This window comes from Janibacter sp. CFPM2_SD2 (assembly GCF_057364645.1).
This window is the reverse complement of record NZ_JBNFOF010000005.1, coordinates 1-18,850: the sequence shown is the minus strand read 5'-3', so window position 1 is coordinate 18,850 and position 18,850 is coordinate 1. Positions and strand designations below refer to the sequence as shown.

The 18,850-nt window shown below is 70.8% G+C and carries 24 protein-coding genes, 1 pseudogene and 1 riboswitch; of the genes and pseudogenes, 13 read left to right on the top strand and 12 right to left on the bottom strand.

Features of this window, described 5'->3' with window-relative positions; translation table 11 throughout:
* Positions 1 to 10 precede the first annotated feature (10 nt).
* A riboswitch (glycine riboswitch) is annotated at positions 11 to 105 on the bottom strand.
* A gap of 44 nt (positions 106 to 149) precedes the next feature.
* The 8 genes from AC2W7J_RS01035 to AC2W7J_RS01000 all read right to left on the bottom strand — a co-directional run bounded on the left by AC2W7J_RS01035 (position 150) and on the right by AC2W7J_RS01000 (position 5,269).
* Positions 150 to 725: a MerR family transcriptional regulator gene (locus tag AC2W7J_RS01035; protein ID WP_303708361.1), complete on the bottom strand. Its 576-nt coding sequence runs from the start codon at positions 723 to 725 to the stop codon at positions 150 to 152.
* Between the two features lie 143 nt (positions 726 to 868).
* On the bottom strand, positions 869 to 1,357 hold the full coding sequence (locus tag AC2W7J_RS01030; protein WP_255186257.1) for a bifunctional nuclease family protein: 489 nt from the start codon (positions 1,355 to 1,357) through the stop codon (positions 869 to 871).
* Between the two features lie 33 nt (positions 1,358 to 1,390).
* Positions 1,391 to 2,110 carry a transcriptional regulator FtsR gene (gene ftsR, locus AC2W7J_RS01025; protein WP_485981029.1) on the bottom strand — a complete coding sequence of 240 codons (720 nt, stop codon included), beginning with the start codon at positions 2,108 to 2,110 and terminating at the stop codon, positions 1,391 to 1,393.
* A gap of 2 nt (positions 2,111 to 2,112) precedes the next feature.
* Positions 2,113 to 2,562, bottom strand: a complete 450-nt coding sequence (locus AC2W7J_RS01020) for an FHA domain-containing protein (protein WP_255186255.1) — start codon at positions 2,560 to 2,562, stop codon at positions 2,113 to 2,115.
* An 80-nt stretch (positions 2,563 to 2,642) separates the two neighbouring features.
* Positions 2,643 to 3,032, bottom strand: coding sequence for a glycine cleavage system protein GcvH (gene gcvH / locus AC2W7J_RS01015; protein ID WP_255186254.1), 390 nt, complete (start codon positions 3,030 to 3,032; stop codon positions 2,643 to 2,645).
* Positions 3,033 to 3,054: 22 nt separating this feature from the next.
* A complete protein-coding gene (locus tag AC2W7J_RS01010; protein WP_485981027.1) occupies positions 3,055 to 3,945 on the bottom strand; it encodes a DUF881 domain-containing protein in 891 nt (296 codons plus the stop codon).
* Entirely contained in the window at positions 3,942 to 4,274 is a 333-nt protein-coding gene (locus AC2W7J_RS01005; RefSeq protein WP_130629221.1) for a small basic family protein, read from the bottom strand. Before AC2W7J_RS01005 ends, AC2W7J_RS01010 begins: the two co-directional genes overlap by 4 nt.
* A complete protein-coding gene (locus AC2W7J_RS01000; protein WP_421008247.1) occupies positions 4,271 to 5,269 on the bottom strand; it encodes a DUF881 domain-containing protein in 999 nt (332 codons plus the stop codon). Before AC2W7J_RS01000 ends, AC2W7J_RS01005 begins: the two co-directional genes overlap by 4 nt.
* 101 nt (positions 5,270 to 5,370) lie before the next feature.
* Between AC2W7J_RS01000 and AC2W7J_RS00995 the strand changes: the two genes are divergently transcribed.
* The 4 genes from AC2W7J_RS00995 (at position 5,371) to AC2W7J_RS00980 (ending at position 8,933) form a co-directional block, all read left to right on the top strand.
* Positions 5,371 to 6,498: a MalY/PatB family protein gene (locus AC2W7J_RS00995; RefSeq protein ID WP_485981024.1), complete on the top strand. Its 1,128-nt coding sequence runs from the start codon at positions 5,371 to 5,373 to the stop codon at positions 6,496 to 6,498.
* 151 nt (positions 6,499 to 6,649) lie between these two features.
* Positions 6,650 to 7,162, top strand: coding sequence for a diaminobutyrate acetyltransferase (ectA, locus tag AC2W7J_RS00990; RefSeq protein ID WP_485981022.1), 513 nt, complete (start codon positions 6,650 to 6,652; stop codon positions 7,160 to 7,162).
* Between the two features lie 53 nt (positions 7,163 to 7,215).
* Positions 7,216 to 8,496, top strand: coding sequence for a diaminobutyrate--2-oxoglutarate transaminase (ectB, locus tag AC2W7J_RS00985; protein WP_485981021.1), 1,281 nt, complete (start codon positions 7,216 to 7,218; stop codon positions 8,494 to 8,496).
* A gap of 47 nt (positions 8,497 to 8,543) precedes the next feature.
* Positions 8,544 to 8,933: an ectoine synthase gene (locus tag AC2W7J_RS00980; RefSeq protein ID WP_072624544.1), complete on the top strand. Its 390-nt coding sequence runs from the start codon at positions 8,544 to 8,546 to the stop codon at positions 8,931 to 8,933.
* Between the two features lie 79 nt (positions 8,934 to 9,012).
* On the opposite strand, the gene AC2W7J_RS00975 is transcribed toward AC2W7J_RS00980, so the two are convergent.
* Positions 9,013 to 9,282, bottom strand: coding sequence for a DUF7218 family protein (locus AC2W7J_RS00975; RefSeq protein WP_255186248.1), 270 nt, complete (start codon positions 9,280 to 9,282; stop codon positions 9,013 to 9,015).
* Positions 9,283 to 9,383: 101 nt separating this feature from the next.
* Here AC2W7J_RS00975 and AC2W7J_RS00970 point away from each other — a divergent pair, with 101 nt between their 5' ends.
* The gene (locus AC2W7J_RS00970; protein WP_485981020.1) at positions 9,384 to 10,070 is read left to right on the top strand and encodes a cysteine hydrolase family protein; all 687 of its coding nucleotides are present in this window, start codon (positions 9,384 to 9,386) and stop codon (positions 10,068 to 10,070) included.
* Here AC2W7J_RS00970 and AC2W7J_RS00965 read toward each other — a convergent pair.
* The gene (locus AC2W7J_RS00965; RefSeq protein ID WP_485981019.1) at positions 10,020 to 10,574 is read right to left on the bottom strand and encodes a type 1 glutamine amidotransferase domain-containing protein; all 555 of its coding nucleotides are present in this window, start codon (positions 10,572 to 10,574) and stop codon (positions 10,020 to 10,022) included. The genes AC2W7J_RS00970 and AC2W7J_RS00965 overlap by 51 nt on opposite strands.
* A 90-nt stretch (positions 10,575 to 10,664) precedes the next feature.
* On the opposite strand from AC2W7J_RS00965, the gene AC2W7J_RS00960 reads away from it, so the two are divergent.
* From AC2W7J_RS00960 to nhaA, 5 genes are all read left to right on the top strand, one after another.
* The gene (locus AC2W7J_RS00960) at positions 10,665 to 11,156 is read left to right on the top strand and encodes a DUF6328 family protein (RefSeq protein WP_255186245.1); all 492 of its coding nucleotides are present in this window, start codon (positions 10,665 to 10,667) and stop codon (positions 11,154 to 11,156) included.
* Between the two features lie 118 nt (positions 11,157 to 11,274).
* Positions 11,275 to 11,676, top strand: a complete 402-nt coding sequence (locus tag AC2W7J_RS00955) for an MFS transporter (protein WP_485981017.1) — start codon at positions 11,275 to 11,277, stop codon at positions 11,674 to 11,676.
* Entirely contained in the window at positions 11,619 to 12,698 is a 1,080-nt protein-coding gene (locus AC2W7J_RS00950) for an MFS transporter (protein ID WP_485981049.1), read from the top strand. The genes AC2W7J_RS00955 and AC2W7J_RS00950 overlap by 58 nt, the downstream gene beginning before the upstream one ends.
* A gap of 79 nt (positions 12,699 to 12,777) precedes the next feature.
* The gene (locus AC2W7J_RS00945; protein WP_255186243.1) at positions 12,778 to 12,948 is read left to right on the top strand and encodes a hypothetical protein; all 171 of its coding nucleotides are present in this window, start codon (positions 12,778 to 12,780) and stop codon (positions 12,946 to 12,948) included.
* 54 nt (positions 12,949 to 13,002) lie between these two features.
* Positions 13,003 to 14,283: a Na+/H+ antiporter NhaA gene (gene nhaA / locus AC2W7J_RS00940; RefSeq protein ID WP_427802899.1), complete on the top strand. Its 1,281-nt coding sequence runs from the start codon at positions 13,003 to 13,005 to the stop codon at positions 14,281 to 14,283.
* Positions 14,284 to 14,288: 5 nt separating this feature from the next.
* On the opposite strand, the pseudogene AC2W7J_RS00935 reads toward nhaA, so the two are convergent.
* Positions 14,289 to 15,190: pseudogene (locus tag AC2W7J_RS00935) on the bottom strand (SDR family oxidoreductase).
* A gap of 70 nt (positions 15,191 to 15,260) precedes the next feature.
* The gene (locus tag AC2W7J_RS00930) at positions 15,261 to 15,941 is read right to left on the bottom strand and encodes a GntR family transcriptional regulator (protein ID WP_485981015.1); all 681 of its coding nucleotides are present in this window, start codon (positions 15,939 to 15,941) and stop codon (positions 15,261 to 15,263) included.
* Positions 15,942 to 16,072: 131 nt separating this feature from the next.
* Between AC2W7J_RS00930 and AC2W7J_RS00925 the strand changes: the two genes are divergently transcribed.
* The 3 genes from AC2W7J_RS00925 to AC2W7J_RS00915 are packed head-to-tail and all read left to right on the top strand — an operon-like array spanning position 16,073 to position 18,752.
* Entirely contained in the window at positions 16,073 to 17,332 is a 1,260-nt protein-coding gene (locus tag AC2W7J_RS00925; protein WP_485981047.1) for an NRAMP family divalent metal transporter, read from the top strand.
* Positions 17,333 to 17,370: 38 nt separating this feature from the next.
* On the top strand, positions 17,371 to 18,141 hold the full coding sequence (locus AC2W7J_RS00920; RefSeq protein WP_485981014.1) for a LamB/YcsF family protein: 771 nt from the start codon (positions 17,371 to 17,373) through the stop codon (positions 18,139 to 18,141).
* A gap of 5 nt (positions 18,142 to 18,146) precedes the next feature.
* Positions 18,147 to 18,752: a 5-oxoprolinase subunit B family protein gene (locus tag AC2W7J_RS00915; protein ID WP_485981012.1), complete on the top strand. Its 606-nt coding sequence runs from the start codon at positions 18,147 to 18,149 to the stop codon at positions 18,750 to 18,752.
* Positions 18,753 to 18,850 lie beyond the last annotated feature (98 nt).

The following is an 18,850-nucleotide window of genomic DNA, read 5'->3' as shown; positions in this document are numbered from 1 at the left end:
CCAGAGGTGCCTGATCCACGAGGTCCTGGCGCCTGAGAGGTTCCGGGGAGTTTGCCCCTTCGGCGCCCCGCGCGAGACGCGCGAGGACTCTCCCCCGTGGGGTGAGCAGCGGCCACAGGCTATCAGCGGCCGTGGCCCCGTACGGTGCGTCAGGCGAGCTTGGCGCGGCGGCGAGCCGACAGCTCGTCACCGGGGAGCTCGGTCGGCGCGGCGTCGCCGCCACCCATGCGCTCGCTCGGGATCTCGAGCAGGGAGCCCTCGACCTCGCGCCAGACACGGCCGACGGCGATGCCGAAGACACCCTGACCGCCTTGGACGAGGTCGATGACCTCGTCGGCGGAGGTGCACTCGTAGACGCTGGCCCCGTCGCTCATCAGGGTGATCTGGGCGAGGTCCTCGACGCCGCGCTCACGCAGGTGCGTGATGGCGACGCGGATCTGCTGGAGGGAGACACCGGTGTCGAGCAGCCGCTTGACGACCTTGAGCACGAGGATGTCGCGGAAGCCGTAGAGACGCTGGCTGCCGGAGCCGGCTGCTCCACGGACCGAGGGCTCCACGAGGCCGGTGCGGGCCCAGTAGTCGAGCTGACGGTAGGTGATGCCGGCTGCGGCGCACGCGGCGGGACCGCGGTAGCCGATGTCCTCGGAGAGCTCGGGCAGGTCGTCGTCGAAGAGCACGCCCTGGGCGCGGACCGGGGTCTTGCCCTCGTCGCTGGTGGCGTCCACTACGCCCTCCTGAGTCACCGTCGGTCCGACCCGAGCGGTCGGAGATGACACCGGTGTGCTTCCGGTGATGTCTTCGACGCTACGGCGGTGCCAGCAAACGGTCAAACACCCCCGCCGCGGGAGGCGGGGCGTGTCGGTAACGATCAGGTCGCGGGCGGGTCCTCGTCGGGCGCCTCGAAGTCCTCGGGCGAGACCTCGTCGAGGAACTCCTTGAACTTCGCCACCTCGTCCTCTTCCTCGTCGGACGACTCGATGCCGACCTCGTCGAGGACGGCGTCCGTGGTGACGACCTCGGCCGCCGTCCGCAGCGCGAGGGCGATCGCGTCCGAGCTGCGCGAAGGGATCTCGGTGTCGTCGTCGAGCACGAGGGTCGCGTGGAAGACGCCCTCGACGACGGCGTCGATCCGCACGGTCACGAGGTGCCGGCCGAGGGCCTCGATGACGTCGACGAGCAGGTCGTGCGTCAACGGGCGGGGCGGCTCGACACCCTCTTGGGCGTAGGCGATGGCGGTGGCCTCGGCCGCGCCGATCCAGATCGGGACGTGACGGCCACCGTCGCGCTCGCGCAGGAGCACGATCGGCTGGGAGGTGGGCATCTCCACCCGGACACCGAGGACGTCGAGAGGCTTCACCCCCACACCGTATCCCTCCACCGGGAGGAGCGGTCAGGCACCGTCGGCGAGGCCGCGGCGCACGAGCGCCAGGTGCAGCTCGAGGCAGTCCTCGACGACCTGCCGCCGCACGGTCTCGTCGTCGAGACCGACGGCATCCGCGGCACGGCCCCGCAGCGCCTGCTGGCCCAGGACGTGCTCGGCCAGACCGACCTCGCGCTCGGCCGCGCTCTTGAAGGGGCGCAGGTGCCGCACGTCGATCCCGGCCGCCACGAGCGCCCCGCAGGCCCGGGCGACCTCGAGGTCGCTGCGGTCGAAGTGGTCACGCTGCTTGGGCAGCAGACCGTAGGCGACGAGCTCGCGGAAGGTCCCGGTGTCGATGTCGGCGGCGTGCTGCAGCTCGATGGCCGTGAGGCGAAGGGGGCGACCCCGGTCGGCGGGTGCCAGCCGTCCGGTGGTGGTCGGCTGACTGTCGCCACTGTCGGACGACGGGGCGACGACCGCCCCGTCGTCGGCGACGTCGAGGCCACGGTCGTGGGCGTCGAGCCGCTCACGGATCACCTTGAGCGGCCAGAAGCGGTCACGCTGCGCCGTCAGCACGAAGCGCAGCCGGTCGACGTCGTCCTCGGAGTACTTGCGGTACCCCGAGGCCGTCCGCTCCGGAGAGACCAACCCCTCGCTCTCGAGGTAGCGCACCTTGCTGATCGAGATGTCGGGGAAGTCGCCCTCCAGCCGCTCGATCAGGGCGCCGATCCCGATGCGGTCGCCGGGCAACGTCAGCTGGCGGAGCTGGCGTAGTAGACCAGCCGGAACTTGCCGATCTGGACCTCGTCGCCCGTGCGGAGCGTCGCCTGGTCGATGCGCTCCTTGTTGACGTAGGTGCCGTTGAGCGAGCCCACGTCGCGCACGCCGTAGCCCTGGCCGTCACGGGCGAAGACCGCGTGCTTGCGCGAGACCGTGACGTCGTCGAGGAAGATATCGCTGTCCGGGCCGCGCCCGGTCGTCACCTCGGCGTCGTCGAGGAGGAAGCGCGCCCCGGTGTTGGGCCCCCGCAGCACGATGAGCAGCGCCGTGCCGGGGTTGAGCGCGTCGACGGTCGCCTGCTCGTCGCGGGTGAGGTGATAGTCCGAGTCCGGCGCGTCGGCCGGCAGGCCCACCTCCGCCCCGGTGAACTGCTGCGTCGCCGGGTCCTGTCGTGCGGGCTGGTCGTGGTCGTTGCCGCTCATCCAGCGCTCCCTCCTGTGTGTCCGTGGTCAAGCCTACGTGACCGGCACCACTCGGTGCCGGTCACCGTGGTGCGGTGTGGTCAGCCGATCTCGGCCGCGTAGGCCGCGGCGTCGAGCAGGCCCGAGGTGTCGGTGCCGTCGGCGAGCTGGAGCTCGTACATCCAGCCCTCGCCGTAGGGGTCGGAGTTGACCAGCTCGGGGGTCGCGTCGAGCGCGTCGTTGACCGCGGTGATGGTCCCGGCCAGGGGCGCGTAGAGGTCGCTCACCGACTTCGTGGACTCGACCTCACCGCACGAGCCCCCCGCCTCGACCGCGTCGCCGACCGCCGGCAGGCTGACGTAGACCACGTCGCCGAGCGCGTCCTGGGCGTAGTGCGTGATGCCGACGCGGACGACGCCCGCTCCGCTCTCACGAACCCACTCGTGGTCGCTCGTGTACCGCAGGTCCTCGGGGTAGGTCGCGTCGGTCATCTCTCTCCTCGTCGAGCCCGGATCACTTCGAGCCGTCGGTCGGCTCCGGGACGGGCTGAGCGTAACGAGGCGACGAATCGGTGTGCAATGCCTCGACGTTGATCGTCGAGAACTCGCGGATCGTCACCTCCCCTCCCTTGCTGCGCACCGACTCCGACACGCCTCCGGGGATCTCCATCGCAGAACTCATCGTCTGCGGGTCACCGATGACCGTGAAGGTGTACGGACGCTCCAGGGAGGCGCCGTCGGCGATGACTCCGTCCGCGTCGTCGCGGAACCAGGTGCTGGCGACGATGCGCACGTCGTCGACCTGCATCGCCTCGGCCCCCGCATCGCGCAGCTCCTGCACGGTGTCGAGGAGGGTGGCGGCATCGACCCCGCCGTCGGGGTCCTCGATCGTCAGGGTGATGCCCGGGCCGGTGGCACGTTCGGTCCCCGCGAGGATCCCGAGCGTGTCGGCGCGCTCCTGCGCGGCAGCGATCGCCTCCGGCGAGTTGCCCTCGCTCGTGGCGAGACCGTCACGGGTCGACTCGAGCTCGGCGATCTCGTCGTCGAGGCGGTTGCCGTTCTGCGTCACGTCGTCGAGGATCCGCACGAGCTCGTCCTGCCGCAGGTCCTCGAGGCCCTGCGACTGCGTCTGGCGCACCTGGGTCGCGATCGCGAAGCCGAGCAGGCACGCCAGCAGGAGCGCGAAGGCGTTGGCCCGCGTGGCCCGTGGTCTGGCCATGAGGTGGACCCGGCGCCACGCACTGGTCGGGGCCGCGGCGGCAGCCGACGACGTGGGCGGCTCCCCCTTCGGCGTCGTGGCCTCGGGGGTCGCCTCGGACGCGGGCGGCTCCCCCTTCGCCGTCTGCGCCTCGCTCGTGGGCTCGGACTCGTCGGGGGTCTCGGGAGTGCTGGGGGTGCTGGTCATGCCTTGAAGAGGTGTCGGCGGATGGAGGCGACGTTGGAGAAGATCCGCACGCCGAGGACGACGACGACACCGGTGGACAGCTGGGAGCCGACACCGAGCTGGTCGCCCAGGAAGACGATGAAGGCGGCGACGACGACATTGGACAGGAAGCTGACGACGAAGACCTTGTCGTCGAAGATCCCGTCGAGCGTCGCCCGCACGGCACCGAAGACGGCGTCGAGGGCGGCGATGACCGCGATCGGCAGGTAGGGCTGCAGCCAGACGGGCACGTCGGGCTGCAGGACGAGGCCGAGCACGATCCCGGCCACGAGTCCGAGGGCGGGGATCACGAGGTCTCCTTCTTCAGTGGGGTCACCCGGGGTGCGGTCCGTCCCTGCGGGACGACCGTGGCCTCACGGGTGCTGACGTTGACGGCGCTGGGCAGGTGGAGCTCCTCCTGCGTCGTCAGCGAGGTCTGGATGCCGTAGTTGCTGCTCAGCCCCGTGAGGTAGGAGCCGGCCGCGCCCTCGGCGAAGCGGGTCTGCATGTCGGTGGAGTCACCGATGGCCTCGATCGTGTAGGGCCGGGTGAGCGGGCGGAAGTTGACGAGGATCGCCTCGCCCGCAAATCGGATCGCGGTGCGCGAGGTGAGCCGCTGGCCGTTGATGCTGATCGCCTCGGCGCCCGCGTCCCACAGGCCGTTGGTGATCAGCTGCATGTCCTTGGACTGCACCCGCCCCTCGTTGCTCACGCTCGTGCGCGGGTTGCCGTCGGCGCTGGTGTCGCCGCCGGGTGCGTCGTCGAGCGTGATCCGCAGCCCCGGCCCGTCGACGGCGACGAGCCCGCTCGCGACGCGCAGGGCGTCGAGCTCGGCCTGCTGGGTGCCCACGAGGTCCGGGTCGAGGCGGGCGGTCGCCCGGTCGATCTCGCGCTGCAGCTCCAGGGCTCGCTTGTCCCGGGAGTCGACGTCGGACTGCCGGTCCTCGATCTGCTGGATCAGCTCGGCACGTGCCTGGGCCCGGGTGCCGTCGCGGTCCCGCAGGGCGGCGGTGCTCACGCCGATGACCAGGCCGATGATGAGCAGCCACACGAGCAGGATGGGCCGGCGCGTCCCGCTGGAGTCCGGCAGGCCGGCGGCCCGTCGCTGCTCCGCCGCAGCTGCGTAGCCGGGGTCGAGCGGCCGCTCGAGCATCGACGTGAGCAGCGTCATCGAGGCGTCACGCCGCCGCGCGGGGTGGGCCACGCCCGAGGCGTCGGCGTAGTCCACCTCGTCCTCGCCGAGGTCCTCCTCGCTCATCCGCGCCGGAGCAGGACGGCGTGCGCCGTCGGGTGCGTCAGGTCGCACTCGCTGCTCCTCTCGTGCGCGGGTCGGGTGCCCCCGAGACCGTAGATGTCGGACGGGATCCAGTACAGCCCACCACGCCGGGGCGGTGCCAGAGTGGTCCCATGGACCGACGTCTGCTCACCCTCGACGAAGCCACCTGCCGACGCCGCACGAGCCTGAAGTGGCGCCAGTACCCCGAGGACGTCCTGCCCCTCTGGATCGCCGAGATGGACGTCATGCCCGCGCCCGGCGTCGCCGAGGAGCTGGCCCGCATCGCGCGTGACGGGGACACCGGATACCCCGTCAACGGGCCCTACCTCGAGGCCCTGGCCGACTTCTACGTGGGGCACGGCGCGGACGTCACGGTCGAGAGGATGCGACCGGCCGCGGACGTCATGAGCGGCATGACGGCCGCCGTCGGCGCGATGACCGAGCCCGGCGACCCGGTCTACGTCACTGTGCCGGTCTACCCGCCCTTCCACGCGATCGTCGGCGAACTCGGCCGCCGCCTCGTGACCGTGCCGCTGAGCCCGCAGGGTCGGCTCGACGCCGCCGCCCTCGACGAGGCCTTCGGCCGCGACGGCCGTGGGGCCCTGCTCCTCGCCAGCCCCCACAACCCCACGGGAGTGGTCCACACGGCCGACGAGCTACGGGCCGTGGCCGAGGTCGCCGATCGCCACGGCGTCTCCGTCGCGTGCGACGAGGTGCACGCCCCGCTCGTGCTGCCGGGCGCCCGCTTCACCCCCGCACTCGCGGTCCCCGAGGCGCAAGGCTGGCTGTCGGTCATCTCCGCGGCGAAGGGGTGGAACCTCGCCGGGGTCAAGGCGGCCGGGATCGCCGGCGGCGGCGCCGCCGGGGACCTCCTCGCGGCGCTGCCGGAGGGTCTGGGCTACACGACGAGCCACCTCGCGGTCCGACTGCACCGGGTCGCCCTCGAGCAGGACCGCCCATGGCTGGCCGACCTCGTCGCGGACCTCGACGCCAACCGGGGCCTGCTGACCGACCTGCTCCGCGAGCACCTGCCGCTGGTGCGGTGGCAGCCGGTCGAGGCGACCTATCTCGCCTGGCTGGACTTCCGCGAGCTCGGTCTCGGTGAGGACCCGGCGCGACACTTCGAGCGGCACGCCAGGGTCGCCCTGAGCTCCGGCCTCCCCTTCGGCGCCGGCGAGGGCTGGGCCCGGCTCAACCTCGCCGCCTCGCCGCAGATCATCACCGCGGCCGTCGAGCGCATGGCCGCCTCGCTGCCATGACGAAGGGGGTGACCACCGCCACTCCCCCGACCCGCCGGTGGCGAGGTGGTCCGGATCACGAACACGCCAGATCCCTTGGGGCGCAACGGATCTGGCCACCTGAGACGGGACTCGATTTGATCTTGGAAATGGTCACGTTATGTTCGACGAGGTGACCGCCCCCGACGAGACGACCCCCACGACCGAGCCGTCCCCCTTCGTGCTGCGCCCGCCGACCGTCCAGGACGGTGGCGCGATGTGGCGCGTGGCGAGGGACAGCCAGACCCTCGACCTCAACAGCTCCTACGCCTACTTGTTGTGGGCACGGGACTTCGCCGCGACCAGCGTCGTCGCCGAGCGCGACGGTGCCGTCGTCGGCTTCGTCAGCGGCTACCTCCGCCCCGACTCCCCCGAGACGCTCATGGTCTGGCAGGTCGCCGTCGACGCCGACCAGCGAGGCCACGGGCTGGCCGGCCGCATGCTCGACCACCTCGCCGAGCACGTCCCCGGCGTCACCATGCTCGAGACCACGATCACGGACGACAACGGGGCCTCCCGGGCGCTCTTCGCCCGCTTCGCCCGCACCCGTGACGCTCAGCACGAGGAGACCGACCTCTTCGTGAAGGCCCACTTCCCCGACGAAGGGCACGACCCGGAGGTGCTGCACCGCATCGGACCGTTCTGACCCGGCCCCAACGACAGCCCCGCCACACTCCCCCTTCGAGGAAGGACCCCCACATGACCCACCCCGCCACGCAGATCTTCACCGAGCGCGAGTCCGAGGTGCGCAGCTACTGCCGCAACTGGCCCGTCGTCTTCGACACCGCCAAGGGCGTCTACCAGACGACCGAGGACGGCGAGGTCTACACCGACTTCTTCTCCGGCGCCGGCGCGCTCAACTACGGGCACAACAACGACGTGCTCAAGCAGGCCCTGGTCGACTACGTCTCCCGGGACGGCGTGACCCACTCGATGGACATGCACACCGTCGCCAAGCGTGAGTTCCTCGAGACCTTCACCGAGGTGATCCTCGAGCCGCGCGGGATGAGCCACAAGATCCAGTTCCCCGGACCGACCGGCACCAACGCGGTCGAGACGGCGCTGAAGACGGCCCGCAAGGCCACCGGCCGCGAGGAGATCGTATCCTTCACCAATGCCTTCCACGGCATGACCCTCGGCTCGCTGGCCGTGACGGGCAATGCCTTCAAGCGGGCCGGTGCGGGCACCCCGCTCTACCACGCGACGTCCGCGCCCTACGACGACTACATCGTCGGCGAGACCTCCGACTTCGCCTGGCTCAAGCGGATCTGGGCCGACAGCGGCTCCGGCCACAACCTGCCGGCCGCCGTCATCGTCGAGACGGTCCAGGGCGAGGGCGGGCTCAACGCCGCCCGCGGTGAGTGGCTCAAGGAGCTGCAGGACCTGTGCCGTGAGCACGGCGTGCTGCTCATCATCGACGACGTGCAGGCCGGCTGCGGCCGCACCGGCACCTTCTTCTCCTTCGAGCCCTTCGGCCTGGACCCGGACATCATCACGATCAGCAAGTCGATCTCCGGCTACGGTCTGCCGATGGCGCTGACCCTGATGAAGCCCGAGGTCGACGACTGGGAGCCGGGCGAGCACAACGGCACCTTCCGCGGCCACAACCCGGCCTTCGTCACGGCGACCACCGCGCTGCGCACCTACTGGACCGACGATGCGCTGCAGCGCAACATCGCCGACCGCGCCGCCCAGCTGCGTGAGCGGCTCGAGGTCCTCGCCGGGCTCGCCGAGGGCAGCGAGGTCCGCGGCCGCGGGCTGCTGGCCGGCGTCGCCTTCGCCGACCACGAGGTCGCCGAGAAGATCGCCAAGGCGGCCTTCGCCCGCAAGCTGCTCGTCGAGACCTCCGGTCCCGACAGCGAGGCGGTCAAGGTCATGCCCGCGCTGACCATCACCGAGGAGGAGATGGCGGCCGGTCTCGACCAGCTCGAGGACGCCGCGCGCGAGGTGCTCGGCGCACCTGCTCGCACCGCAGCCTGATCCCCCCTTCGCCCACCCGAACTGCACCACGAGACAAGGAGATCCGCATGAAGGTCCTCAACGTCAACGACCTCGACGGCACCGAGTACGACGTCACCCACGGCAACTGGCAGAGCCGCCGCATGGTGCTCGCCAAGGACAAGGTCGGCTTCAGCTTCCACATCACGATCCTCAAGGCGGGGACGTCCTCGGAGTTCTGGTACGCCAACCACGTCGAGGCCGTGTACGTCTACCAGGGCAAGGGCACGCTGCTCGACCGCGACACCGGCGAGGAGTACGTCCTCGAGCCCGGCGTGATGTACATGCTCGACGACGCGGACAAGCACACCGTGACCGTCGAGGAGGACATCCATTGCGCGTGCGTCTTCAACCCCCCGGTCACCGGCCGTGAGGTCCACGACGAGAACGGCGTCTACCCGGTCCTCACCGAGGACTGAGCACTCCCCCGGCTTCGGCCGGACGAAGGGGGCGGACCCCAGCGGTCCGCCCCCTTCGCCATGTCCCGGGTCGGACGGGTCAGTGGTGGCGCAAGGCGTCGATCAGGTCGTCCTTGTCCATCGACGAACGCCCCTCGATCCCGAGCTCTCGGGCGCGATCGCGCAACTCGTCGACGGTCCAGTCGTCGTACGACCCGGACTCACCGCCGCGTCGACCCACGTCGGAGCGTGAGCTGTTGGCCGCGGCGTTGGCGATCCTCGCCGCCTTCTCCTTGCTTGCCCCGTCGTCACGCAGCTCCTCGTAGAGCTCTTCGTCCTTGACGCTCGGTCCTGGTGTTCGCTCGGGCACGGCGTGCTCCTCTCGTGGTCACGTGGACCGGTCCTACCCTCGCAGGCGGTCGGCATGCGCGAGAGCAGCATGTTCGGTTCCCTGCGGGGTACACGGGCCCCATGGACACACCGACGATTGGGCCACTGCCCGATCACGCCCTGTGGCGTGCACCCCTCGAGCGCACGGCCGTGCTGGCCATCGACCTGCAGGAGGCCTTCTTCGAGGACCTCGCACTCGCCGCGTGCCGGGACGCCGTCGTCACCCGCTGCCGTCAGGTGCTGTGCTGGGCCCACGCCGAGCGGTTGCCCGTGGTCTCGGTGGTCACCGAGCACCAGCGCGACCGGTCGACGTGGACGACCACCATGTGCGAGGACGATCAGGGCTTCCTCTTCGAAGGCGATGCCCACTCCGCCACGATCGCGGAGCTCGACCTGTCCCGGGCCGTGCGAGTCGTCAAGACGCGCGACGACGCCTTCGTGGGCACGCCACTCACCGACGTCCTCGACGAACTCGCCGTCCAGGCGGTCGTCCTCGTGGGCGTCTCGACGCACACGTGCGTGTACCTCACCGCAGCCCACGCCTTTGCCGCCGATCTCGAGGTCGTGCTCGTGCGCGACGCCATCGCCTCGCACCGACCCGAGCTGCACGAGCTGGCCCTGGACGTGCTCCGCGACGAGTACCGCCTCCCGGTCGTCTCGGCGGATGCCCTCTGCCGGGTCACCACCTCGCCGGGCCAGGCAGCGCGGCCAGCTCGCTCAGCCGACCGCAGCCAGCACGTCGAGGACCGCGGCATTGAAGCCCGGTAGGTCGTCGGGTTTGCGGCTCGTCACGAGCGAGCCATCGGTGACCACCTCCTGGTCCACCCACGTGCCGCCGGCATTGCGCACGTCGGTCTGCAGACTCGGCCACGAGGTGACGGTCCGCCCCCGGACGACGTCCGCCTCCACGAGCATCCAGATCGCGTGGCAGATCGCCGCGACCGGTCGTCCCCCCTCCACGAACTCGCGCACGAGGTCGACCGCCGCGGTGTCGGTGCGCAACGCGTCGGGGTTGGCCACGCCTCCGGGGAGCAGCAGTCCGGCGAACCCCCCAACCGTCACGTCGGCGACCGTGCGGTCGACCGGAAAGGTGTCGGCGCGGTCGAGGTGCTCGAAGGCCTGGACCTCGCCGGCGTCAGGGGCGATGAGCACCGGGTCCCAGCCGCCCTCCACCAAGGCCTTCCACGGGCCGGTGAGCTCGACCTGCTCGATGCCCTCCTGCGCCACCAGTACTGCGATGCTGCGTGTGGCCTGCTCGTCTGCGGACGTCATGCTCTGCTCCTGTCGTCAGATTCGGGTGTCCCCTGCCCCTACCCGGCACCGCTGCCCCCATGCGTCGTCCCCCCGGGGCAAGATGGGGTGATGAACGTGCACGCCGGGGACGGTGACCGCCACGAGACTCCCGCGGAACGGGCCGACCGCAACTGGAACGACCTGCTGCAGGAGTTCCGCGTCCTGCAGACCGGGGTGCAGGTGCTCGGGGGTTTTCTTCTGACCCTGCCCTTCCAGTCGGCCTTCGCCGACCTGGACTCCTTCCAGCGCGGCCTCTACCTCGCGCTCGTCCTCCTCGCGACGGCCACGACGACCGCGCTCGTCGCGCCGATAGCCATCCACCGACGGGTCTTCAGATGGCGCCGCAAGGACCGGGTCGTCGCCGCCGGGCACGCGATTGCCCGAGTCGTCCTCGGCCTCGTCTCGCTGCTCGTCGCCGGGATCGCGACCTTCGTCTTCGATGTCGTGGTCGGACGGGCCGCGGCGCTCGCGGTGGGTGGCGCCATGACCCTGCTCGTCCTCGGATCTCTCGTGGTCCTCCCCTTCGTCGTCGGTGGCCGCGCCCCGGGGTCCGGGACCTGAGAGACCGCTCCACCCCTGGTCACGGCGTTTCGAATGGCGACACGGAGTGGATCTACGTAACGTCGGGAGACGTGCCAAGCCGCGCCCCGGCGCGGAAAAGATCAACCCAAGGAGATCCATGAGCACGCACAGCACGGCTGGTGATCCGGCTGCCGAAGGCGCATCCGGCGCCACGGCCTTCGAGGACCTGCCGGACCGACGGACGATCCGCAAGGCCGTCGCCGCCTCGGCGATGGGCAATGCCACCGAGTGGTACGACTACGGCGCCTACGCGGTGGTCGCGACCTACATCGGCACACACTTCTTCCCGGGCGAGCACGCCACGCTGCTGACGATGGCCACCCTCGCCGTGTCCTTCATCGCCCGCCCCTTCGGCGGCTTCTTCTGGGGCCCGCTCGGCGACCGCCTCGGTCGCAAGGGCGTCCTCGCGATGACGATCATCATGATGTCGGCCGCGACCTTCTGCATCGGCCTGCTGCCGACCGCGGAGACCATCGGCGTCGCGCGCCGATCCTGCTGATCATCCTGCGTCTCATCCAGGGCTTCTCGACCGGTGGTGAGTACGGCGGCGCCGCGACCTTCATGGCCGAGTACGCCCCGGACAAGCGCCGCGGCCTCTACGGCAGCTTCCTCGAGTTCGGCACGCTCGGTGGCTTCGCGCTCGGTGCCTCCGTCGTCCTCGTGCTGCAGCTCGTCCTGGGCGAGGCCGCCATGGAGGACTGGGGCTGGCGCATTCCCTTCTTCGTGGCCGGGCCGCTCGGCGCGATCGGCCTCTACCTGCGCTCCAAGCTCGACGAGACGCCCGTCTATGCCGACCTCGAGGACGCCGGAGAGAGCGAGCAGTCGGCCACCAAGGGTCTGCGTGACCTCATGGTCGAGTACTGGAAGCCGATGCTGACCATGGCCGGTCTGGTCATCCCGCTCAACGTCGTCAACTACACCCTGCTGACGTACATGCCGACCTACCTGCAGACCAAGATCGGTCTGGGCGACAACGAGTCGCTCATCGTCATCATCGTCGGCGAGCTGTTGATGATGCTGATCCTGCCCTTCTGCGGCCACTTCTCCGACATCACCGGCCGCCGGCCGATGTGGTGGTTCTCGCTCATCGGCCTCTTCGTCTTCGCGCTGCCGATGTACTTCCTCATGGGCACCGGCTTCGTCGGCGCGGTGGTCGGCTTCGCCGTCCTCGGCCTGCTCTACATCCCGCAGCTGTCGACGATCTCGGCGACCTTCCCCGCGATGTTCCCCGCCCACGTGCGGTTCGCCGGCTTCGCCGTGACGTACAACGTCTTCACGGCGGCCTTCGGTGGCACCGCGGGCACGATCAACGAGGCGGCCGTCGACGCCACCGGCTTCCTCGAGTTCCCCGCGGCCTACATGATGGGCGCCTGCGTCATCGGCATGATCGCGATGCTCTTCGTCAAGGAGACTGCCGGCGCCTCGCTCCACGGCACCGACATCCCCGAGTCCGAGCCGGAGGACTTCGGCTCCGACGCGATCGCCGAGGAGCAGGCAGCGATGGACGCCTGCGGCCGCTGACGCACGGCAGCAGCGCGAAGGGAGGTGACCGCGGCGAGCCCGCCGGTCACCTCCCTTCGTCCATCCCTAGACTCAGCCTGTGACCGGTCCCGAGTCGCGCACCGCCGCGCAGCCCCGCCTCCTCGCGGAGGCGGCGCGCATGCGCGCGCACATGCGCACGGTGCGGCATCCCGGGACCAATGGCTGGATCAGCACGTGGGGCACCAATGCCCACGGGGAGATCGCCGGCTGCCCGCCGCCGAGCGGCTGACGCGCCACACGGCGCCACCAGCCCACCTCCCTTCGCAAGACAAGGTCGTCACGCATGTCCCAGACCCCCCGAACCACGAGCCGTCTGGCTCCCCACGAGCTGTGGCGCGGTGTGCACGCCACGGCGCAGAGCGACGCCGTCGGCGGAGCGCTCCTGCTCGGCGCGACCGTCGTCGCCCTCCTCCTGGCCAACACTCCCGCCGCTGATCTCTACACCGCGGTCCGCGACTTCACCGTCGGCCCGCACGCGCTGCACCTCGACCTGACGATCGGTGAGTGGGCCGCTGACGGCCTGCTCGCGATCTTCTTCTTCGTCGTCGGCCTCGAGCTCAAGGAGGAGTTCGTCGCCGGCAAGCTGCGCAACCCGCGGCAAGCCGCGCTGCCCATCGCCGCAGCCGTCGGCGGTGTCGTCGTGCCCGCGCTGGTCTTCGCCGGCATCGCCATCGCGTCCGACTCCGAGGGCGCGTTGCGGGGCTGGGCGATCCCCACCGCGACCGACATCGCCTTCGCCGTCGCCGTCCTCGCCGTCGTCGGTCGCTTCCTGCCACCGGCCCTGCGGGTCTTCCTGCTGACCCTGGCGATCGTCGACGACCTCATCGCCATCACGGTCATCGCGGTGGTCTACACCCAGGGCCTGCAGCTGCAGTGGCTGCTGCTCGCGCTCGTGCCGCTCGCCCTCTTCGCGCTGCTCGTCCAGCGTGGCGTCATCTCCTGGTGGCTGCTCGTCCCCCTCGGCGTCCTCATGTGGGCTCTGGTCCACGCCTCCGGAATCCACGCCACGGTCGCCGGCGTGCTGCTCGGCTTCACCGTGCCCGTCGTCGCCAGCGAGCGGGCGCGCGTGCAGAGCTCGACCGACGATGACGGGACGCCGGTCTACGACGGCCTGACGGCCTACCTCGCCGACCAGTGGGGTGTCTTCACCACACTGGTCGCCGTGCCGGTCTTCGCCTTCTTCTCGGCGGGGGTCACCGTGGGTGGGCTCGACGGCTTCCGCACCGCCATGCAGGACCCGATCACCCTCGGCATCATCGCCGGGCTCTTCCTCGGCAAGCCGATCGGGATCACCGCCACGACCTTCCTGCTGAGCCGGCTGCCGGCCTTCCAGCTCGACGAGTCGCTGCGCTGGCCGGACATCATCGGCATGGGCTTCGTCGCCGGTGTCGGCTTCACCGTCTCGCTGCTCGTCGGCGAGCTCGCCTACGGCGCCGCGAGCGTCGCCGACGAGCACGTCAAGATCGGCGTGCTGCTCGGCTCGCTCGTCTCCGCACTCGTCGGAGGTGGCTTCCTCGCGGTGCGCAGCCGCGCGGCGCGGGCTCGGGGCTCCGCGCCCGCCTGACCCCGTCAGAAGACCGGCTTGCCGCCGGTCACGCCGAGCACCGTGCCCGACACATAGCTCGCCTCCCGCGGGGAGGCGAGGAAGACGAAGGCCCCGGCCACCTCGGCTGGCTGGCCGGCACGGCCCAAGGGGGTGTCCGCACCGAAGGCCTCGATCTTCTCCCTCCTCTGGGTGGCCGGCTGGAGCGGTGTCCAGATCGGTCCCGGGGCAACGGCATTGACCCGGATGCCCCGGGACCCGACCTCGGCAGCGAGGTTGACGGTGAAGTTGTTGATCGCCGCCTTGGTCGCCGCGTAGTCGAGCAGGGACGTCGAGGGCTCGAAGGCCTGGATCGAGCTGACGTTGATGATGCTCGAACCCCGCCCGAGGTGCGGCAGCGCCGCGCGCGTCAGCCAGAAGAGCGCGTGCAGGTTGGTCCGCAGCACCCGGTCGATGCGCTCGTCGCTGATGTCCTCGAGGCCCTCGTCGCGGGCCATCTGCACCCCGGCGTTGTTGACGAGGACGTCGAGCCCACCCAGACCGTCGACCGCAGCCGTGACGACCTCGTCACAGGCACTGCGGTCACTGATGTCCGCCGGGCAGAGCACCGCCGTGCGGCCCGCCCGTTCGACCCAGTCGGCCGTCATCTCGGCGTCATCCTGCTCCTGCGGCAGGTAGCCCAGTGCCACGTCGGCGCCCTCCCGGGCGAAGGCGATGGCCACGGCTCGGCCGATGCCGGAGTCGCCCCCGGTGATGAGGGCCGCGCACCCTGCAGCCGCTGGGCGCCCACCCAGCTGTCATCACCGTGGTCGGGCACGGGGTCCATCTCCCGGGTCACGCCCGGGAGCTGCTGCTGCTGGGCGGCGAAGCCCCCCTGCGGCCCGTCGGCCATCTGCGCGGCTCGTCGGGAGATCTCTGCCTCGATCATCGGTGCTCCTTCGTCGTCGGGACGAAGGGGGCCTACCCAGCCGCGCGCGGCGGCAAACCGGGTCCGCCGCTCAGGCGGCCATGGCCGTGAGGAGCTGGCTCTCGGCCGTCGCGAGGTAGGCGAGCAGCGACTGCTCCGCCTCGGCCCACCGACCGGCCTCGAGGAGCTCGACGAGCTCGCGGTTGTGCGCCAGGTAGGGCTGGTGGAAGGTGCGCGGGTCGTCCATCGTCGCGAAGACCAAACGCATCTGCGCGAGGACCTGGCGCATCGCGTCGTCGAGCCGCCGGATGCCCGCCAGCGCGGTGAGCTCGGCGTGGAAGTGCATGTTGGCCGAGCCCAGTGCCCGCCAGTCCTCGTCAGCTGCGGCGCGACCCCCTTCGTCCACGGCCGCGCGGACACCGGAGAGGTCACCGCCGCCCTCGGCCAGCCGATGGATCGCGGCGGTCTCGAGGACCTGACGAAAGGCGTAGAGGTCACGCACGTCGTCGGCCCCCAGGGAGCGGACGAAGACGCCGCGGTTGAACTCGCGCACGACGAGACCCTCGTGACCGAGGAGGTGGAAGGCCTCGCGCAACGTGTTGCGGGAGACGCCGAGCGCTCGCCCGATGCGCTCCTCGGACAACCGCACCCCCGGGCGCAGATCGCCCTCGGTGATCCGCGTCCGCAGTGCATCGGCGACCTTGTCGGTCGCACTCGCGCGCTCCATCTGCTCTCGCTGCGCCTCCAGCGCCGCGACCCAGTCGTCCGCCATCCCGCTCACCCCTTCGTCACCGGTCTGCGGCGACTCTAGCCGATAGGGGTATTGCGGGATTGTTGAACAATCGCTACGTTGGCTGATCGGGAGCACACTGAGGTGGTCCCGTGAGCGACAGGAGAACCCCGATGACGCAGGCTCCCAGTCCCGACACCCACGACGCCGGATCGGTGAAGCCGCCCCCCGGCACGGCCGCCACGGCCACGAAGGGCGCGCTCCTCGGGGCGATGTTCCTCATGGCCACCAGCGCGATCGGCCCGGGCTTCATCACCCAGACCACCGTCTTCACCGCGCAGCTCGGCGCAGCCTTCGCCTTCGCGATCGTCATCTCGATCATCGTCGACATCGCCGTGCAGCTGAACGTCTGGCGCGTCATCGGCGTCTCCGGCCTGCGCGCCCAGGACCTCGCCAACAAGGTGATCCCCGGCTTCGGCTACGTCCTCGCCGGACTCGTCGTCTTCGGCGGGCTCGTCTTCAACATCGGCAACATCGGCGGGACCGGGCTGGGCGCCAACGCGATGCTCGGCGTCGACGCCAAGATCGGCGGTGCGATCTCCGCCCTCGTCGCCATCGGCATCTTCGTCAGCAAGCGCGCCGGCGTGGCCATGGACCGGATCGTCGTCGTCCTCGGCGTGCTGATGATCGCGATGGTCGCCTACGCCGCCGTCGCGACCGAGCCGCCCTACGGCGAGGCGCTCAAGCAGACCGTGATGCCCGACAAGGTCGAGTTCCTCATCATCACCACCCTCATCGGCGGCACCGTCGGCGGCTACATCACCTACGCCGGCGCCCACCGCATCGTCGACTCCGGCATCACCGGCCCCGAGCGCGTCGCCGAGATCAGCCGCGGCTCGATCACCGGCATCCTCGTCACCGGCGTCATGCGTGCACTGCTCTTCCTCGCGATCCTCGGAGTCGTCGTCGGTGGCGTGAACCTCGTCGGGGTCGACAACCCTCCGGCCGTGGCCTTCGAGTCGGCACTCGGCAAGGTCGGGCTGCACATCTTCGGTGTCATCCTCTGGGCCGCGAGCATCACGAGCGTCATCGGGGCGTCGTACACCTCGGTGAGCTTCCTGACGACCTTCAGCGAGACGATCAAGCGGCACGCCCAGTGGGTCGTCATCGGCTTCATCGTCTTCTCCGCAGCCATCTACCTCTCGCTCGGGCAGACCCCGGCGACGCTGCTCGTCCTCGCCGGTGCGCTCAACGGCCTCATCCTCCCCTTCGGCTTCGGCATCCTCATCTGGGTGGCACTCATGCGGCGGGACCTGCTCGGCGGCTACCGCTACCCCAAGGTCCTGGCCTACGTCGGGCTCGTCGTGTGGCTGCTGACGATCTACCTCGGCTACGAGTCCTTCAGCGGGATCGTCGACCTCTGGGAGCAGTGAGTCCCGGGACCGACCACGACGTACGACGACAGGAGCAGATGATGCAGATCGACCTCAACGCCGACCTCGGTGAGAGCTTCGGCCGCTGGACCCTCGGCGACGACGACGCGATGCTCGAGGTGGTCTCGAGCGCCAACGTCGCGTGCGGATTCCATGCCGGCGACTCGTCGGTGCTGCGGCACAGCTGCGAGGGCGCGGCGGCGCGCGGGGTCGCCATCGGGGCCCAGGTCGGCTATCGCGACCTGGCCGGCTTCGGGCGCCGCTTCATCGACGTCGTGCCGGCCGAGCTCACCGACGACGTGCTCTACCAGATCGGGGCGCTCGAGGCCTTCGCCCGGGTCGCCGGGACGCGGGTGCGCTACGTCAAGCCGCACGGCGCGCTCTACAACGCGATCGTGCACCACGAGGAGCAGGCGGCCGCGGTCGTCGCCGCCGTCGTGCAGTACGACCCGACGCTGCCCGTCCTCGGCCTGCCCGGCTCGGCCTGGCTGCGGCTGGCCGGCGAGGCCGGCCTGACGACGGTCGGCGAGGCCTTCGCCGATCGGGCGTACACTCCCGAGGGCACCCTCGTCTCGCGACGCGAGGCCGGCGCCGTGCTCCACGACCCCGACGAGATCGCGCAGCGGTGCATCCGGATCGCGACGAAGGGAGAGGTCGTCGCCGTCGACGGCAGCGTCGTGCCGGCCCCCGCCGGGTCGCTGTGCGTGCACGGCGACAGCCCCGGTGCGGTCGAGATCGCCCGGCGTGTGCGCGCCGGGCTCGAGGATGCCGGGGTGCGGCTCACTCCCTTCGCCCTGGGGGCGGCATGAGGCTGATGCCCGCGGGTGACACCGCGCTGCTCGTCGAGCTCGGCGACCTCGACGAGGTGCTCTCGCTCTACGCCCAGCTCGACGAGGACCTGCCCGAGGGGGTCATCGACCTCGTGCCGGCCGCGTCGACGCTGCTCGTGACGATCGACCCGAGGGCGACCGACGTGGAGCGGATCTCGCGGCAGGTCTCGGGCGTCACCGTCGGCAGCCACGAGCGGGCCACGACGGGTGAGGTGGAGATCCCGGTCGTCTACGACGGTGAGGACCTGGCCGAGGTGGGTCGGATCACCGGGCTCGGCGAGCGGGGCGTCATCGAGGCACACACCGGGTCTCCGTGGACCGTCGCCTTCTGCGGCTTCGCGCCCGGCTTCGGCTACATGATCGGCGGGGACGAGCGGCTGCGGGTGCCGCGACGCGACAACCCCCGCACGCGCGTGCCGGCCGGGTCCGTGGCGATCGCCGGCGAGTTCGCGAGCGTCTACCCGCGCGAGTCCCCGGGAGGCTGGCAGCTGATCGGCCGCACCACGCTCGAGGTGTGGGACATCGGCCGCGAGCCCCCGGCGCTGCTCGTGCCCGGCACGACGGTGCGCTACGTCGAGGTGTCGTCGTGAGTACCGGGGCGGTGACCGGGACGGCGGCCCGGGCCGGGGCCGGGACGCGGGCACTCGAGGTCCTCGCGACCGGGCCGCAGACGACCGTCCAGGACCTC